The sequence below is a fragment of the Mycolicibacterium sp. HS_4_1 genome (genome assembly GCF_054515875.1).
The window spans coordinates 2,793,273-2,810,396 of the sequence record NZ_CM137261.1 but is presented as its reverse complement, the minus strand read 5'-3'; the positions used below and the strand labels follow the sequence as shown (position 1 = coordinate 2,810,396).

The 17,124-nt window shown below is 66.7% G+C and carries 16 protein-coding genes; 11 read left to right on the top strand and 5 right to left on the bottom strand.

The genetic code is table 11. The features are described 5' to 3' along the window. Positions 1 to 12: 12 nt before the first annotated feature. The 3 genes from ACX12F_RS13440 (at position 13) to ACX12F_RS13430 (ending at position 2,669) form a co-directional block, all read left to right on the top strand. Positions 13 to 795, top strand: a complete 783-nt coding sequence (locus ACX12F_RS13440) for an ABC transporter permease (protein WP_459370015.1) — start codon at positions 13 to 15, stop codon at positions 793 to 795. Between the two features lie 46 nt (positions 796 to 841). Continuing rightward, positions 842 to 1,786 carry a COX15/CtaA family protein gene (locus tag ACX12F_RS13435; RefSeq protein WP_459370014.1) on the top strand — a complete coding sequence of 315 codons (945 nt, stop codon included), beginning with the start codon at positions 842 to 844 and terminating at the stop codon, positions 1,784 to 1,786. Positions 1,787 to 1,865: 79 nt separating this feature from the next. Then, a complete protein-coding gene (locus tag ACX12F_RS13430) occupies positions 1,866 to 2,669 on the top strand; it encodes a DeoR/GlpR family DNA-binding transcription regulator (RefSeq protein WP_459370013.1) in 804 nt (267 codons plus the stop codon). On the opposite strand, the gene ACX12F_RS13425 is transcribed toward ACX12F_RS13430, so the two are convergent. Continuing rightward, positions 2,652 to 3,389, bottom strand: a complete 738-nt coding sequence (locus ACX12F_RS13425; protein WP_459370012.1) for an inositol monophosphatase family protein — start codon at positions 3,387 to 3,389, stop codon at positions 2,652 to 2,654. The two genes, ACX12F_RS13430 and ACX12F_RS13425, sit on opposite strands and share 18 nt — an antisense overlap. Next, on the bottom strand, positions 3,386 to 4,201 hold the full coding sequence (locus ACX12F_RS13420) for a BtpA/SgcQ family protein (protein ID WP_459370011.1): 816 nt from the start codon (positions 4,199 to 4,201) through the stop codon (positions 3,386 to 3,388). The genes ACX12F_RS13425 and ACX12F_RS13420 overlap by 4 nt, the downstream gene beginning before the upstream one ends. A 185-nt stretch (positions 4,202 to 4,386) precedes the next feature. On the opposite strand from ACX12F_RS13420, the gene ACX12F_RS13415 reads away from it, so the two are divergent. The 6 genes from ACX12F_RS13415 to ACX12F_RS13390 are packed head-to-tail and all read left to right on the top strand — an operon-like array spanning position 4,387 to position 10,852. After that, positions 4,387 to 5,871 (top strand): FGGY-family carbohydrate kinase, encoded by a 1,485-nt coding sequence (locus tag ACX12F_RS13415; protein WP_459370010.1) that lies wholly within the window; start codon positions 4,387 to 4,389, stop codon positions 5,869 to 5,871. After that, entirely contained in the window at positions 5,871 to 6,668 is a 798-nt protein-coding gene (locus ACX12F_RS13410) for an SDR family NAD(P)-dependent oxidoreductase (protein WP_459370009.1), read from the top strand. The genes ACX12F_RS13415 and ACX12F_RS13410 overlap by 1 nt, the downstream gene beginning before the upstream one ends. A gap of 60 nt (positions 6,669 to 6,728) precedes the next feature. Then, positions 6,729 to 8,060, top strand: coding sequence for an ABC transporter substrate-binding protein (locus ACX12F_RS13405; RefSeq protein ID WP_459370008.1), 1,332 nt, complete (start codon positions 6,729 to 6,731; stop codon positions 8,058 to 8,060). A gap of 40 nt (positions 8,061 to 8,100) precedes the next feature. Next, complete coding sequence (locus ACX12F_RS13400; RefSeq protein ID WP_459370007.1) at positions 8,101 to 8,967, top strand: carbohydrate ABC transporter permease; 867 nt, start codon at positions 8,101 to 8,103, stop codon at positions 8,965 to 8,967. Continuing rightward, positions 8,967 to 9,782 (top strand): carbohydrate ABC transporter permease, encoded by an 816-nt coding sequence (locus ACX12F_RS13395; protein WP_459370006.1) that lies wholly within the window; start codon positions 8,967 to 8,969, stop codon positions 9,780 to 9,782. The genes ACX12F_RS13400 and ACX12F_RS13395 overlap by 1 nt, the downstream gene beginning before the upstream one ends. Before the next feature lie 14 nt (positions 9,783 to 9,796). Then, positions 9,797 to 10,852 carry an ABC transporter ATP-binding protein gene (locus ACX12F_RS13390; RefSeq protein ID WP_459370005.1) on the top strand — a complete coding sequence of 352 codons (1,056 nt, stop codon included), beginning with the start codon at positions 9,797 to 9,799 and terminating at the stop codon, positions 10,850 to 10,852. A 21-nt stretch (positions 10,853 to 10,873) separates the two neighbouring features. On the opposite strand, the gene ACX12F_RS13385 is transcribed toward ACX12F_RS13390, so the two are convergent. Continuing rightward, positions 10,874 to 11,812 (bottom strand): ATP-grasp domain-containing protein, encoded by a 939-nt coding sequence (locus tag ACX12F_RS13385; protein WP_459370004.1) that lies wholly within the window; start codon positions 11,810 to 11,812, stop codon positions 10,874 to 10,876. 18 nt (positions 11,813 to 11,830) lie between these two features. On the opposite strand from ACX12F_RS13385, the gene ACX12F_RS13380 reads away from it, so the two are divergent. Then, on the top strand, positions 11,831 to 12,805 hold the full coding sequence (locus tag ACX12F_RS13380; protein ID WP_459370003.1) for a quinone oxidoreductase family protein: 975 nt from the start codon (positions 11,831 to 11,833) through the stop codon (positions 12,803 to 12,805). Here the strand turns inward: ACX12F_RS13380 and ACX12F_RS13375 are convergent. Further along, a complete protein-coding gene (locus ACX12F_RS13375; protein WP_459370340.1) occupies positions 12,802 to 13,731 on the bottom strand; it encodes a DUF1254 domain-containing protein in 930 nt (309 codons plus the stop codon). The two genes, ACX12F_RS13380 and ACX12F_RS13375, sit on opposite strands and share 4 nt — an antisense overlap. 47 nt (positions 13,732 to 13,778) lie before the next feature. Continuing rightward, positions 13,779 to 14,711: a heme o synthase gene (locus ACX12F_RS13370; RefSeq protein ID WP_459370339.1), complete on the bottom strand. Its 933-nt coding sequence runs from the start codon at positions 14,709 to 14,711 to the stop codon at positions 13,779 to 13,781. A 309-nt stretch (positions 14,712 to 15,020) separates the two neighbouring features. Here ACX12F_RS13370 and tkt point away from each other — a divergent pair, with 309 nt between their 5' ends. Next, positions 15,021 to 17,114, top strand: a complete 2,094-nt coding sequence (tkt, locus tag ACX12F_RS13365) for a transketolase (RefSeq protein WP_459370002.1) — start codon at positions 15,021 to 15,023, stop codon at positions 17,112 to 17,114. Positions 17,115 to 17,124: the final 10 nt, after the last annotated feature.

Sequence of the window (17,124 nt, the reverse complement as noted above, 5' to 3'; positions counted from 1 at the left end):
GGCGGATCGCGCATGAGCACCGAGACGAATCGCTTCGCGCCGGGGACGTTCACCCCGGACCCCAGGCCCGCGGCCGTCCCCGCGATGCTGGCGGCTCAGTACCGCCTCGAGCTCAAACTGCTGCTGCGCAACGGCGAGCAGTTACTGCTCACCATGTTCATCCCGATCACGCTGTTGGTCGGGCTCACGCTGCTGCCCCTGGGCTCACTCGGCGACCACCGCCCTGGGACCTTCACCCCGCCGATCATGGCGCTGGCGGTGATCTCGACGGCATTCACCGGCCAGGCCATCGCCGTCGCGTTCGACAGGCGCTACGGCGCGCTGAAACGCCTCGGTGCCACCGCACTGCCGGTCTGGGGCATCATCGCCGGCAAGTCGCTCGCCGTGGTCACCACGGTGTTTCTGCAGTCAATCCTGTTGGGCGGCATCGGCATTGCGTTGGGCTGGCGGCCGAGCCCACTGAGCCTGCTGTTCGGTGCCGTGATCATCGCGCTCGGCACCGCGTCGTTCGCCGCGCTGGGCCTACTGCTCGGCGGGACGCTGAAGGCCGAGATCGTGCTGGCCCTGGCGAACCTGTTGTGGTTCATCCTGGCCGGCCTCGGCGCGCTGACCATCGAGCATCGCGTGGTCCCCGAGGCCCTGCGCTGGGTGGCCCGCCTGACCCCGTCCGGGGCGCTGACCGAAGCCCTGACGCAGGCCATGACGCTGTCTGTGGACTGGTTCGGCATCGCGGTGTTGGCCGCCTGGGGCGGGCTCGCCGGGCTGGCGGCGATGCGCTGGTTCCGCTTCAGCTGACGGCCCCTACTACGGCACGTAGTTAGCGCTGTTCTACGATCAGGCCGTGCTTGACAAGCTGCCCATCCCCTCGCTTCGGGTCCAGCGGCTCATCGCATTCCTGGTCATCCTGACCCAGGGCGGCATCTCCGTCACCGGGGCCATCGTCCGCGTCACGGCGTCCGGACTGGGTTGCCCGACGTGGCCACAGTGCTTCCCCGGCAGCTTCGTGCCAGTGCCGCACGCCGAAGTGCCCGTGGTGCACCAGGCCGTCGAATTCACCAACCGGATGTTCACGTTCGGTGTCGTGCTGACGGCCGCGCTGGCGGTCCTCGCCGTCATCCGAGCCGGCCGCCGCCGCGAAGTCCAGGTCTACGCGTGGCTGATGCCGGCCTCGACCGTGGTCCAGGCCGTCATCGGGGGCATCACGGTCCGCACCGGACTGCTGTGGTGGACGGTCGCCATTCACCTGCTGGTGTCCATGGTGATGGTCTGGTTGGCCGTACTGCTCTACGTCAAGATCGGCGAACCCGACTCTGGTACCGATGAACTCGTCGTACCCAGGCCGCTGCGCTGGTTCACCGCCCTGACGGCGACCACCCTGTCGGCCGTGCTGGTAACCGGGACACTGGTGACGGGAGCTGGGCCGCACGCCGGCGACAAGAGCGCCCAGCAGCCGGTCAAGCGCCTGCAATTCGAGATCACCGATCTGGTGCACTTGCATTCGTCACTCCTGGTGGCTTATCTCAGCTTCGTGGTCGGGCTGGCTTTCGCCCTGTTCGCGGTGCGCGCACCCAAGCCGGTGCTGGTGCGGCTCGGGGTCCTCGCCGCACTGGTGTGCGCTCAAGGCGCGGTCGGCGCGGTCCAGTTCTATACCGGGGTTCCCGCGGTGCTGGTCGCCATCCACGTGGCCGGCGCAGCCGCCTGCACGGCGGCCACCGCGGCGCTGTGGGCGTCGATGCGACAGCGGGTGCGGCCGGCGGATGAGAGCGCGGCCGTCCCCGCGCACTGACTGTTGCACCAGCGCACGCGCAACGCAATTGGTCTGTGATAGTTGTGATTAATTCACAACAGTGCTCTAGGCTCTCCCCATGGCACCCGGCATGAACGCCCAGGCCCGGCGTGCGGCGATCGCCGCACGAATTCACGCCGACCGGGAAGTCGACTTTTCCACCCTCGCCGACGAGTTCGATGTCTCGGCCATGACGATTCGTCGCGATATCGAGCGACTCGAGGATCAGGGCATTGCACGGCGGGTCCTCGGCGGCGCCATCGCGTTCGGCGGTAAGTCGACCGAACCGTCGTTCGCCGCGCGAGCCGCCGATTCCGCCGACGAGAAACTGCACATCGCCCGCGCGGTTGCCGATCTGCTGACCCCGCGGGAAACCGTGATCTTGGACAGTGGCAGCACGGTGCTGGCCGTTGCCCGTGCCATCAGGGGCCGCGATCTGGGACTCACCGTGATCACCCCGAGCGTGCTGGTCGCCGTCGAACTCGCCGACGAGCCCGATACCACCGTCCTGCTCACTGGAGGGAAAGTCCGCCCTGGCGAGCTGAGCTTGATCGGCGCCGAGGCTGAGGACTTTTACCTGCGCTACTACTGCGACACCTACGTCATGGGCATCGCCGGGGTGGACGGGAAACGTGGCGCCTCGGAGTACCACCGCGAGGAAGGCAATGTGAAGCAGGCCGCCATGCGGTCCGCGGACCGGGTGATCGTGGCCGCCGACGCGACCAAGCTCGGTCGGGTTCAGCTGATCAATGTCGCACCGGTGTCCGCGATTTCAATCCTGGTGACCGACGGGCCGCCGACGCATCCCACGGTCGAGGCCCTGCAGTCGGCCGGCGTTTCGGTGGTCTGTGTCAACGCGGAACGGTCAGCGCCAGAACGCTGACAACACCGTGTCGCAGCCCGCCGGCCGCGACACCCGGACCCCGGCCTCCTCGGCGATCAGCGCGCCTGCCGCCCAGTCATGCACCGCGAGGTCGTCCTCGACGAACGCGTCGAGGCTGCCCTGTGCCACCAGACACAGATCGATAGCTGCCGCACCGAAGCGACGCATATCGGTGTAGTCGGTCATCAGGGCACCGAGTTCCCGCACCTGGCGCCGGCGATGCGATGGATCGTAGGACAGGCCGGTACCGATCAGTCGCGCCGACGATTGCACCATAGCCAGCGGCAGACGTTGCCCACCCGATCCCGAATCAACCAGTGCACCAAGGTTTTCCGCAGCACTCCAGAGCATTCCCAGTGCCGGCGCGCACACCGCGCCGGCGAGCCAGCGCCCGTCGACCGCCGACCGTGCCGCCACCGACGTGGCGAAGTATGGGATGCGGCGGGTGTAGTTGGTGGTGCCGTCGAGCGGGTCGACGACCCACTGCACCGACCCGGCACCGACATGCTCGGCCAACTCCTCGCCGAGCACCCCGTCATCGGGCCGCGCGTCGAGCAACAGGGCGCGAACCGCTTCTTCGGCTGTGCGGTCGACGGTGGTCACCACGTCGCCGGCAGCGCTCTTGGTGCGAACCTCTACCGGTTCGCCCCACTGCCGTAGACATACCGCGGCACCCCTCCGAGCGGCTTCGATCGCCAGCACACGCAGCTGTTCACTCATAGCGTCTGGCGGAATTCCTTGACCACCGTCATCAATTCGCTGACCCGGGAGGTCACCGCGCGGTTTTCGAAGACGCCGTCCTCCTTGAAGTACGTACCCACGACGGCCCCGTCGGCGATCGACAACTGGTCGGCGGCGTTGTGGGCGCGCACGCCGGTGTTGACGAACACCGGCACCGCGCCGGCGTTGTTCTTGACCACCTGAAGTGCCTGGGTATCTGTCGACGCCCCCGCGGTCAGGCCGGAGACGCAGATGGCGTCGGGCTTGGTGGCGAACACCGTCGTGGCGGTGACTGATGCCAAATCCCGGTCGGCGAGATAGACCGCCGACTCGGGGACGATGTTAAACAGCAGCTTGACCCCGTCGCCGCCGATGCGATGACGGTGCCGCGCAACCTCACCCACATTGGTATTCCACAGGCCGAAGTCGCTGGCGTACACACCGGTGAAGATTTCCCGGACCCACTGCGCACCGGTGGCCACGGCCAGATCGATGGAAGCCCGTCCATCCCACAGCACGTTCACGCCGTAGGGCACCGAGAAGTCGGGCAGTAGTTCGCCGATGATCCGGGCCATGGCGATGGCGGTGATCGGCTCGGTCTTGGTCAGGTAGGGCAGGCTGAACTCATTGGAAACCATCACGCCGTCGACTCCACCCTCCTGCAGCGCGGCGAGCTCGCCACGGGCCCGATCCACAACCGCACGGATGCCAGCAGCCGAATCGAATCCGGGATCACCCGGTAATGCCGACAGGTGCAGCATCGCGATCACGGGCTTTCGCACGGCGAATACCTCGTCGAGCCAGTTGGTCATGGGGCGCCTCTCTCACTTCGGTCATCGGAGTAGGTGATTGATATCCGTTACTGAATCACATTGAACGTACTTCTTTACGTGATTTTACGTGACTATTACACAAATCATGTGAGAATCTAACAGCATCAGCTACGGTAAGTTCGCTCCTCCGCACTGAGCAGCAGTCACCCAAAAGAAGGGACGGCATGCCGGAGTTCACCATCGGCATCGACATCGGCACCACCGGTACCAAAACCGTGCTCGTCGATATCCACCGAGCGCGCATCGTCGCCCAGGCCACCGGCGAGGCTCGACTGTTTTCCGCCGGTACCGGGCAGGCCGAAGCCGACCCGGCTCAGTGGCTACGCAATGTGCACGACGGCATCCGGACCGTGTTGGCCGAGTCGGGCGTCAGTCCCGACCGGATCGGCGCACTGTCGACCACCGGTATGGTCCCGGCCGTCGTACCGGTCGACCTCACCGGCGCCCCGGTGCGGCGCGCGATGCTGCAGAACGACGCTCGCGCGGCCGCTGAGATCGCCGAACTCAAAGATGCCCTCGACGGCGAAGCGGTGCTGCGCGCCACGGGGTCAGCGGTCACCCAGCAGTCCGTAGGTCCGACTGCGCTGTGGCTGCAACGCAACGAGCCCGAAACCTGGCGCGCCACAAATCATTTGGTCGGCTCCTACGACTGGGTGCTGATGGCCCTCGGCGCCCCCGCGCACGTCGAGCTCAACTGGGCGATCGAATCCGGGCTGGGCACCGTCGACGGCCACCGCTTCGAGCCGATGTATGCCGCCGCCGGTCTGCCTTCCGACCTGGTGCCACCTGTGCTGTCCCCCGGTACCCAGGCCGGCGAGTTGAGCGCCGCGGCAGCGACGGCGACCGGCCTGCCCACCGGCCTGCCTCTGATCGTCGGAGGTGCCGACCACGTGCTGTCGGCGTACGCCGCTGGGATCAACGACGAGGGCGACTGGCTGGTGAAGCTCGGCGGTGCCGGGGACATTCTGGCCGCCGCCGCGCACCCCGTGATCGATGCCCGGCTCTATCTCGACGCCCACCCGGTACCCGGCCGCTGGCTGCCCAACGGTTGTATGGCAACCAGTGGCAGTCTGATCCGCTGGTTCCAGACCTTGTCCGGCGGTATCGACCTGCTGACCCTCGACGACGAGGCCAGCGACCGAAACCCAGGCGAAATCCTTTGTCTGCCCTATTTTCTCGGCGAGAAGAGCCCGTTACACGACCCGGATCTGCGTGGCGCTTTCGTCGGACTCGATCTCGCCCACAATCGCGCGGACATGTATCGCTCGGTACTCGAGGCGATCGCCTACGGCTTCAAGCACCACACCGAAATCTTCGCCGCCATCGATATCCCGCTGCATCGCGCTCTGGTCACCAACGGCGGTAGCCGGTCGGTGCTGTGGAAGCAGATCCTCGCCGACGTACTGGACACCCCGCTCTCCCCGGTCATCGGCCATCCCGGCGCATCGCTCGGTGCGGCGATCATCGCCGCCGTCGGGACCGGCCTACTCGAGAGTTGGGACAGCACCGCGGCATTCCAGACCGTAGGTGACGCCGTCGAGCCCAACCCACAGCACGTCGACCGGTATGCCGAGGCGTATGCGCAGTGGCGCGAGCTCGGCGACGTTCTCACTCCCGTTTCCCACCGCATCGCCCGAAAGGCCCGGTAATGACCAGCGCTGACAGCTCAGAGAACACAGCCACCGCCCACACCGTCGTCGTCACCGGCGCCGGTTCGGGCATCGGGCGGGCTATCGCCACCACGCTGGCTGCCCGGGGCTGGCGTGTGGTGGTCACCGACGTCGACGACGCCGCGGCGGTGGAGACCTGTCGAGGCTTGTCCGGCTCCGGGCACGAAGCCGCCCGGCTCGACGTTACCGATGCCGCTGCCGCGACCCGGCTCGCCGACGACGTCGCCGACCGGCTCGGGTTGCACGCATGGATCAGCAATGCCGGCATCTCAGCCATGGCCAGCTTCGTCGACGTCTCTGCCGAACAGCTCAACCGCAGCCTCGACATCAACCTCAAGGGCGTGTTCCTGTGCGGACAGGCCGCGGCCCGCGCGATGATCCGCACCGGGGTGCGCGGCACGATCATCAACACCGCATCGATGGCGGCCAAACAGGGCCGGGTGCCGTTCCTGTCGGACTACGTGGCATCCAAGTTCGGCGTGTTGGGTCTCACCCAGGCTATGGCGTATGAGCTTGCCGCCCATGGCATCACGGTCAACAGCGTGTGCCCGGGTTTCGTCGCGACTCCCATGCAGTCCCGGGAACTGGAGTGGGAAGCCGCCCTCAGCGGCTCCACCCCCGACGGCGTGCGTCAGTCGTGGATCGATGCCACCCCACTGGGACAGCTGCAGACCCCCGACGACGTCGCCCGCGCGGTGGCGTTCCTGACCTCCGAGGACGCCCGGTTCATCACCGGGGAAGCACTGTCCGTCAACGGTGGTGCGTACATGGATTGAGCCGAACCGGTACTTGTGAACGCCTCGATTCATCCACTCGGACAAGGGAAGTGAGAACGCATGAAAATTCCGATGTTCCGCAGTACCGGCCGCGCCGCCTCCAGGGCGACGCGGTGGTTGCCCGCGATCATCGCCACGGCCGGTCTGATCCTCGCAGGTTGCGCCGGTAGCGGCGATTCCGGCGGGCAGAATGCCTCCGCGATCGGCAATGTGCCGACCGATACCAGCGCCACCGTCCGGATGCTGATGGAGAACGTGCCTGACACCGATGCCGTGAAACGGCTTGTCGGACAGTTCAATCAGAAGTACCCCAAGATCAAGGTCCAGATCGAGACCATGACCTACGATCAGATGCGCGACCGCCTGGTGTCCTCGTTCCAGGCCGCCCAGCCGGCCTATGACCTGATCGTGGTCGACAACCCCTGGATGGACGATTTCGCCGCGGCCGGATTCCTGGCCCCGCTGAACGGACGGATCGCCGCGACCACCGGCTATCAGCCCGACGACTTCTTTCCGTCGCTGACCGCGATCACCAATGTCGGGGGTACCACGTACGGAGTTCCGTTCTACAACTACGCACTCGGGTACATCTACAACAGCGTGGACCTCAAGTCGGCCGGGTTGACCGTCCCGAACGACCTGTCCGCCCTGGTATCGACGTCACAGAAACTCAAGACCACCGACCGGGCCGGCATCGCCATGCAGCCACAGCGCGGCTACAAGATCTTTGAAGAGTGGGCCAACTGGCTGTTCGCCGCCGGCGGGTCGATCTATGGTGCGGACGGCAAGCCCACCCTGAACACCGAACAGGCGGCCCGGGCCCTCAACGCCTACATCGAGACCTACCGCACCGCGGCCCCGGCCAACAGCCTGTCCTGGGGCTTCGACGAGGCGTTCCGTTCGGTCTCCAGCGGCAAGGCCGCCTCGATGGTCGCGTACAACTGGAACCTGCCCGCCCTCAATGACCCCGCCGGAGCTTCCGGGCCGCGCGCGGGCCAGTACGCCCTTGCCCCCATCCCTGGCGGCAAATCGGCTCTGGGAATGTGGAGTTGGGCCATCCCGGCCAACTCAGGTGCGCCCGACGCGGCATGGGCTTTCGCCTCGTGGGTGACCTCGCCCGAGATCGACGCCCTGCGCGTCGCCGACGGTGGCGCCGTGATCCGCAAGAGCTCGCTGACCAACCCCAAGGTGCTCGGCGACAAGTACGGCGCCGAGTACTACAAGACCGTCGGGCAGATCCTTGCCAACGCCTCACCACTGAGCAAAGGCAAGGGCGGCGAGGAGATGATCCAGGCGGTCGGCACCGAGCTCAACGACGCCGTCGCGGGCAACAAGAGCGTCGCCGACGCGCTGCGTGACGCGCAGGCTGCCGCGGAGCGGGTCCAGAAGTGATGGTCGGGAGTCCGGCGGCCACGACGACGGGGCCGTCCACATGAAGTTCAGGTACGGCATGCTCATGCCGCTACTGGCCCTGTTCGCGGTGGCCGTCGGATTCCCGCTGTGTTACGCGGTTTATCTGTCGCTGACGGACTACAAGCTGACCGACCGTAAACAGCCCGGCTTTGTCGGCGTGGCGAATTTCACCCACGCGCTGACGGATTCGGCGTTCTGGGAGGCATTCGCCACGACCGCGCTCTACGTGGTCATCGCGGTGACTGCCGAGCTGGTGATCGGTTTCGCCTTGGCGCTCGCACTGCACCAGCAGCGTTGGGGCAAGGATCTGTCCCGGGCCATCGTGCTCGCGCCCATGTTCGTCACCCCGATCGCCGTCGGATTGATCTTCCGGTTCCTGCTCAACGACCAGATCGGCGCCGTCCCCGCGCTGCTGCACGCCGTCGGAGCCGACTACGACTTCTTCGGCAGCGGACGGGCGTTGTTCACCCTGGCCTTCATCGATGTCTGGCAGTGGACACCGTTCATGGTGCTGCTGATCCTGGCCGGTCTGGAGTCGATGCCCAAGCAGCCTTTGGAAGCTGCCCGGGTCGACGGAGCGGGCCCCGTCTACCGGCTGCGCCGCGTCCTGATACCGATGCTCGCACCGGTGCTGACCGTGGCGGTGTTACTCCGCGGACTCGATGCGCTACGGGTGTTCGAGTACGTCTATGCGACGACCCGCGGCGGCCCGGGCACGCAAACCCAGACCCTGCAGTACTACATGTATCTCGAAGGCATCCAGTTCTTCCGGCTCGCGCAGGCCAGTGCCATGGCCTTCATCGTGTTGGCCGTGGTCCTGCTGGTGATCGTGGTCGCGTTCCGCACCATGGAACGCAACCGGGCGGCCGAAAGGAACACCGTCTGATGGCCCGACCCCGATGGCTGGAGATCCTTCGAATCTCCGTGCTGACCGCAGCATTCGTGTTTGTCTTGTTCCCCATCGCCTGGGTGGCACTGGCCAGCTTCAAGACGCCGGATCAGATGGCTGACCCGTTCCTGATCGCGTTCTCCCCGAGCCTGACCAACTGGCGCGCCGTGCTGGATTCGGGGGTGTTCGCCGCCGCGGGCCGCAGCGCGCTGGTCGGCATCGTGACGGTGTCGATCAGTCTGGTGGTCGGCAGCATGGGTGCCTACGTCATCGCCAAGTACCGCGCGGGCGGTTCGCTGACCCGGTTCGGCATGCTGGCCGCGCAGGTCGTCCCGCCCGCGGTCATGGTCTTTCCGTTCCTGACCATGGCGCACGCGCTGCGGTTGACCGACACCCTGACGCCGGTCATCTTCGCTCACCTGTCTTTCGTTCTGCCCCTGGTCACCTGGTTCCTGATCGGCTTCTTCGAGGCAGTACCCGCCTCCCTGGAAGAGCAGGCCCGCGTCGACGGCTTCACCCGGTGGCAGGCCTTCCGGCTGGTGGTGCTGCCGCAGGTGTACCCGGGTATCGGGGCGGCCGGCATCTTCGGCTTCACCCTGTCCTGGAACGACCTGTTCTACGGGCTGATCCTGGCCCCGGGCAACTCGGCGATCCTGCCGGTGGCAATCGCCAACTTCAACACGTTCCGCGGTGTGCAGATCGGCACCATGAGCGCCGCCATCATGATCGCCATCGTGCCGGTCGTGGTGGCGAGCTTCTTCATCCAGCGACGCCTGGTCCAAGGGATCAGCGGCGGCGCCGTCAAGTACTAGACAAGGATTCGGATATGGCATCGGTTACGTTCTCCAAGGTCGGAAAGTCCTACGGGACAACGACTGTGGTGTCCGACCTCGACCTGGAGTTGGCCGACGGAAGCCTCACCGTGCTGGTCGGCCCGTCCGGATGCGGTAAGACCACGTCGCTGCGGATGCTGGCCGGGCTGGAAGACATCACCTCCGGCAGCATCCACATCGGCGACCGCGATGTGACCAGGCTGGAGCCCAAGGAGCGCGATGTCGCCATGGTGTTCCAGAATTACGCCCTGTACCCACACCTGACGGTCCGCGAGAACATCGCCTTTCCTTTGCGCGCCAAGCGGATTCCCCGCGCCGAGGCGTTGAAGCGGGCCGACGAGATCGCCGAGTCGCTGGGACTGGGCAAGTTGGTCGAGCGCAAACCCAAGGAGCTGTCCGGCGGCCAACAGCAGCGTGTTGCGATCGGGCGGGCCATCATCCGTGAACCCGCGGTGTTCCTGTTCGACGAGCCTTTGAGCAACCTTGACGCCAAGCTGCGGGTGGAAACCCGCACCGAACTGTTGCGGCTGCAACGCAAGCTGGGCATCACCGCGCTGTACGTGACCCACGACCAGGAAGAAGCGATGACGCTGTCGGACCGCATCGTCGTCATGCGCGACGGGCACATCGCCCAAGCCGGTCCTCCTGAGGAGGTCTACCGCCGGCCGGCCGATACCTTCGTCGCCACCTTCGTCGGCAGCCCCAAGATGAACCTGATCGACGGCGCGGTGCGCGGCGGCGAGCTACGCACCATGTCGGGCGTGCGTATCGAGGTCGGCGGCCCGGACACCGGCACCGTGACGATCGGGGTGCGCCCGGACGACGTCATCCTCACCCCGGAATCGGGCAGTGCCGATCTGGCGTCGGTGGAACTCGTGGAGTTACTGGGCCCGCGCGCCATCGTCACGGTGCGTGCCGGCGATATGCAGCTCACCAGTGTGGTGGAAGCCGCATCATTGACCGACATCACCCCGGGCGCGTCAGTTCGGCTCTCGGCCCGCGAAGTGCACCGCTTCGATTCGGCCAGCGGCAAGCGGATCGAGGACTGACATCCCCGACGACACTCAGGATCAGAAGCTCCGGCCTGACAGCGGACCGAGGCCGAGCCGCTCCAGAGCCGACTCGACACCCAGCGCGAATTTCCGTTGCGCCAGAGCACGTGCCGGCGCGGCCAGCTGCCGCCAACCCAGTGACGGTTCGACCAATTCCAATTCCAGCAGACGCGGGTCGCGGCGGTCACCGATGACGTCGACGCGCGCGTACAGGAACTCCGTCGCCTCGATGCCGAGGTGGGCGGCCGCCGCGGCCAGGGTCGCGTAGCCGACGTCCCACAATTCGAAGTCCGGGTCGGCCGGCTGCAGCTGTTCCTCGGCGTAGGTGCCGGACTCGTGCAACGCCACGCTGCCGCCCGGCGGCGGCAACATCGGCCCTTTGAGGAAGGCGTGCGACTGCTTGCCGGCCAGGAACACCAGCGCCGTCTCCCCCGCCTCGATGCGCTCGTCGTACGGCTGAATCAGCACCGTGCGGCCGTTGGCCTGTAGCGCGGCAGCATGCTCGGCGGCCGCTGCGGCATCGGTGAATCGTTGCGCACCAACCGAACCCGCACCGATCGCCGGCTTGACCACCACCTCGCCGCCGGGCACCGATACCGGCTCGCCGGGGGCGAAGAATGCACTGGACACCGTCGGCACCCCTGCCGCCGCCAAATCCGCCAGGTAGTGCTTGTCGCTGTTCCACGCGACCACCTCGGGAGCGTTCAGCAGATTGCGCACCTTCTTGGTCCATGCCAGGAACTCGTCGTGCCGCTCGGTGTAGTCCCACGTAGCCCGCAGGATCACGAGATCGGCCTGCAGCGTGGCCGGGTCATCCCAAGCCAGCCAGTGGGCATGCAAACCGCGGTCACGCAGCGCGCCGACCAATCCGTCGTCATCGCCGTCGCCTTCGACGAGAGCCTGACAACCTGCCAAAACGACACGGGGATGCCGGATATCGGGCCGAGCGAGTTTCACGTTGGAATGATAGGTGCCATGCATGCCATCGAAGTCGCCGAACTCGGCGGTCCGGAAGTCCTGTCATTGGTCGAACGTCCCGAGCCCACCCCAGGTCCGGGCGAGGTCCTCATCAAGGCTGAGGCCATCGGCGTCAATTTCATCGACACGTACTTCCGCTCCGGGCTGTATCCACGTCCGGTCCCGTACATCCCGGGGCAGGAAGTCTGCGGCACCATCACCGCGGTGGGCGACGACGTGGCTGCGCTGGCGGTCGGCGATCGGGTGGTCACCGCCGCGGCGGACGCCACCTACTCCGAATACTCTGTCGCGCCGGCCGATTACGTGGCCTACGTACCAGAGGGCGTCGACCCCGAGGTTGCCGCGGCGGCACTGCTCAAGGGCATGACGGCGCACTACCTGATCAAGTCCACCTATCCGGTGCAGCAGGGCGACACCGTGCTGCTGCACGCCGGCGCCGGCGGCGTCGGGCTGATCCTGACGCAGTGGGCCACCAGCATGGCCGTCCGCGTCATCACCACGGTCTCCAACCAGGACAAGGCCGAGTTGTCGCGGCAGGCCGGCGCTGTCGAGGTGCTGGACTACCCGGACGATCCCGCAGAGTTCGGCGCCAAGATCCGCGAGCTCACGGGCGGCAACGGCGTCGCCGCGGTGTACGACGGGGTTGGCGCATCCACGTTCGAAGCCAGCCTGGCCAGCCTCGCGGTGCGCGGCACCCTCGCATTGTTCGGCGCCTCCAGCGGGCCCGTGCCGCCGTTCGACCTGCAACGACTGAACAGCGCCGGTTCGCTCTTCGTCACTCGGCCGACCCTGGCGCACTACACCCGCACCGCCGACGAATTCTCTTGGCGCGCAGGCGAACTGTTGCAGGCCGTGGCCGACGGCACCATCAACGTCACGGTGAGCCAGCGTTATCCGCTGGCCGACGCCGCCCGCGCGCACGCCGACCTGCAGGCCCGCCTGACCGTCGGCTCGGTGGTACTGGTGCCCTAAACGGGCTGGGCAGTCGGGAACGTCCAGCTGCCGTCGAGGATTTCGGGCCGGGGGCGATAGAGCCGCACGGTGTAGTTCCAGCCCGGCGTGATCGGCAGCAGGTTGACTGCACCCGTGCCACCGAACTGGATGGTCGTCGAACCGTCAGCGTCCTTGACCGCGGTGATGTTGTTCAGCGAGTACGCGTTCTGTTCGTTGGCCGTGAAGAAGCCGTCCTTGTTGTAGACCGTCACCGACCAGAACCCGTCCACCGGAACGTCATTGATGGTGAGGCGGTGCACCGTGGTGTCGTCGTTCTGCGGCGGCATCACGGTCAGATACAAGGCGTCGCGCTGCGGGTTACCGCCCCACGCGTTGGCCGACCCGACCAGGTGCCGCACCGGATCCGTGTCCGCCGCAGTGCCGAACATCCGCTTGGTGTCCGACAGCGTGGTGGCAAGGGTGACGAGCGCGTCGCGCACGGTCTTCTGGCTGACAGGGTCCCAATCCGGGACGGAGAAGGTGCCCGGCGCGTCCTGCGCGACGGTGATGGCGTCCTGCAGGGCATGTACGGCGGCCAGATCGGCAGCGTCGTTGGGATCGACCAACGTCCGGACCGCCGCCGCGACGTACCGGGTGCCCACCTCGTCGTGCGTGAGTGTCACTGTGGCGGGCGCGTAGGCCACCTGGGTCGTGTAGTGATCCTCGCTGATGACTTGCAGCGACATGAACCGGCCGGCGCTGTCAGGCAGGGTGACGGTGACGGGTCCGGCGTCGAGGTCGAACACCGCGGCCGAGTAGAGGGTGTCGCGGTTCTGCCGGATGACGACCTGGTGGTCGATCGGGGTGAGCTCACGGATGTGATGGAACTTGCCGAAGCCGTTGTCGGTGACGATGCCGGAGAAATAGAGATCCGACTCGGCGCGGGCGAAATTGTCAGGGCTCACCAGTTGGGGCATGCCCCTAAGTTAGCGCCCGTATGGAGTAGGTCTGCTCAGTGGACCAGCATCGGCAGCGCGAGCGCCGAGTCGACCGCCAGCGCGCAGAACACGACTGCCAGGTAGTTGTTCGACTGCAGGAACAGGCGCAGCGGCTTGACCGGCTCACCGCGCTTCACACCCGAGTACAACTGGTGCGCCATGACCAGGAACCACACACCGGCCACGAGAGCGACGGCGGCGTACAGCCAGCCGGTCGCGAACGCCAGCGCCAGCGTCGTCACGACGGTCGCCCAGGTGTAGATGAGGATCTGCTTGGTGACCGCGCGCTCGGTAGCGACGACCGGCAGCATCGGCACCCCGGCTGCCTCGTAGTCCTCCTTGTAGCGCATGGCCAGAGCCCAGGTGTGCGGCGGCGTCCAGAAGAAGATGACCAGGAACATCACCAATGCCGGCCACGCAATGGTGCCCGTCACCGCGGACCAGCCGATCATCACCGGCATGCAGCCGGCAGCGCCGCCCCAGACCACATTCTGCGAGGTGCGGCGCTTCAGCAGCAGCGTGTAGACGAAGACATAGAAGGCGATGGTCGCCAGGGCCAGCAGACCCGACAGCAGATTCGAGGTGCGCCACAGCCACAGGAACGACGTGACCGTCAGCACCAGACCGAAGATCAGCGCGTGCCGGGTGGGCACCGTCGCGCGGGCCAATGGCCGGCGCGCCGTGCGCTTCATGACCTTGTCGATGTCGGCGTCGGCGACACAGTTCAGCGTGTTGGCACCGGCAGCCGCGAGCAGGCCGCCGAACAGGGTGTTCGCGATCAACAGCGGTTTGATCGGGCCTTGGCTGGCCACCACGTCAAAGCGGTGGGCAAGCAGCATCGCCGGAATCGTGGTCACCAACAGCAGTTCGATGACCCGCGGCTTGGTGAGGGCAATGTAGGCCAGCAACGTGTCCCGAACGCGGTGCGGCGACTTGGTCCCCGACACAGAGCCGGACTCGTCAGATGCCGCAGCTCCGGGGCCGAAACCGTGTGCCCCGTGGACGGAACGGCGCTCGCGAATGCTCACGCAGATATCTCCTCGGAAGTCACGGCCGCGCAGCCTCTACTACAGACGATGGTAGACCGCGCACCTGAGTGCTCCACACCGCAGGGTGCATTCAGATGAACGGAAACCCAATCACGGACAGGCCAAAGGTGAAGCGGTCTGCACCGCGCCCGCGGCGCGCACTAGGGTAGTCATGCAGCTCGCTTGCAATTTGCCGAGCCCGAGACGTCCCTCAGTAGGAGTGCGCCCGTGACCACAGTCGAAGAGATTTCCGAACTCACCCGCCCGCACCACCCGGACGACTGGACCGAGCTGGACTCGGCCGCCGTCGACACCGTACGAGTGCTGGCCGCGGATGCGGTTCAGAAGGTCGGAAACGGCCACCCCGGAACCGCGATGAGCCTGGCTCCGCTGGCCTACACCCTGTTCCAGCGCCAGATGCGCCATGACCCGTCCGACACCCACTGGATCGGCCGCGACCGCTTCGTCCTGTCCTGTGGGCACTCCAGCCTGACGCTGTACCTGCAGCTGTACATGGGCGGCTTCGGCCTCGAGCTGGCCGACATCGAGGCGCTGCGTACCTGGGGCTCGCTGACCCCGGGCCACCCCGAGTACGGCCACACCAAGGGTGTGGAGATCACCACCGGTCCCCTGGGCCAGGGCCTGGCCTCCTCGGTCGGCATGGCGATGGCAGCGCGCTACGAACGCGGCCTCTTCGATCCCGACGCCGCTCCGGGTGAGAGCCCGTTCGACCACTTCATCTACGTGATCGCCTCCGACGGCGACATCGAAGAAGGCGTGACCAGCGAGGCGTCGTCGCTCGCCGGCACCCAGCAGCTCGGCAATCTGATCGTGCTGTGGGACAACAACAAGATCTCCATCGAGCACGACACCAACATCGCGCTCTCCGAGGACACCTGCGCCCGCTACCGCGCCTACGGCTGGCATGTCCAGGAGGTCGAGGGCGGCGAGAACGTGGTGGCCATCGAAGAGGCGCTGGCGGCCGCACGCGCGGTGACCGACCGCCCGTCGTTCATCTCGGTGCGCACCATCATCGGCTACCCGGCGCCCACCAAGATGAACACCGGCGGGGTGCACGGCTCGGCGCTCGGCGCCGACGAGGTCGCCGCCACCAAGAAGGTGCTGGGCTTCGACCCGGACAAGAGCTTCGAGGTGAAGCCCGAGGTCATCGCCCACACCCGTGAGCTGGTCGCCCGCGGCAAGAAGGCGCACGACGAGTGGCAGGTCGCATTCGACGCCTGGGCCGCCAAGGAGCCCGAGCGCAAGAAGCTGCTGGACCGCCTGTACGCCGGTGAACTGCCCGAGGGCTGGGACGCCGACCTGACGTATTGGGAGCCCGGCAGCAAAGCCGTCGCCACCCGCGCCGCGTTCGGCAAGGTCCTCAACGACGTGGCCGGCAAGCTGCCCGAATTGTGGGGCGGTTCAGCCGATCTCGCGGGCAGCAACAACACCACCATCAACGGCGTGAAGTCGTTCGGTCCGCCGTCGATCTCGACCGAGGACTACACCGCCGACTGGTACGGCCGCGTGCTGCACTTCGGCATCCGCGAGCACGCCATGGGCTCGATCCTGAACGGCATCGTGCTGCACGGCCCGACGCGCCCGTTCGCGGGTACCTTCCTGCAGTTCGCCGACTACATGCGGCCGGCGGTGCGGTTGGCCGCGCTGATGAACATCGACCCGATCTACATCTGGACCCACGACTCCATCGGTCTGGGTGAGGACGGCCCGACGCACCAGCCCATCGAGCACCTCGCCGCGCTGCGCGCGATCCCGAACCTGTCGGTGGTCCGTCCCGCCGACCCGAACGAGACCGCCTACACCTGGCGCACCATCCTGCAGCGCACCCACGGCAACAACCCGACCGGTTTCATCCTGACCCGTCAAGGGGTACCCGTCCTGGAGGGCACCGACGCCGCGGGCGCGGCCCGGGGAGGTTACGTGCTCGGTGGCGGTAACCCGGCCGACGACGCCGACGTGATCATCATCGCGACCGGCTCCGAGGTGCAGCTGGCCGTGGATGCGCAGAAGTTGTTGGCGGACAAGGACATCGTCGCCTACGTGGTGTCGATGCCGTGTCTGGAGTGGTTCGAGGCGCAGCCCAAGGAGTACCGGGATGCGGTGCTGCCGCCGGATGTCTCGGCCCGAGTTGCGGTCGAGGCCGGCATCGCCCAGCCTTGGCACAAGCTCGTCGGTGACACCGGCGAGATCATCTCGATCGAGCACTACGGCGCATCGGCCGACGACAAGACCCTGTTCCGGGAGTTCGGATTCACCGCTGAAGCGGTGGTTGCCGCAGCGGAGCGCTCGCTTGACAACTGACGGCTCGGCC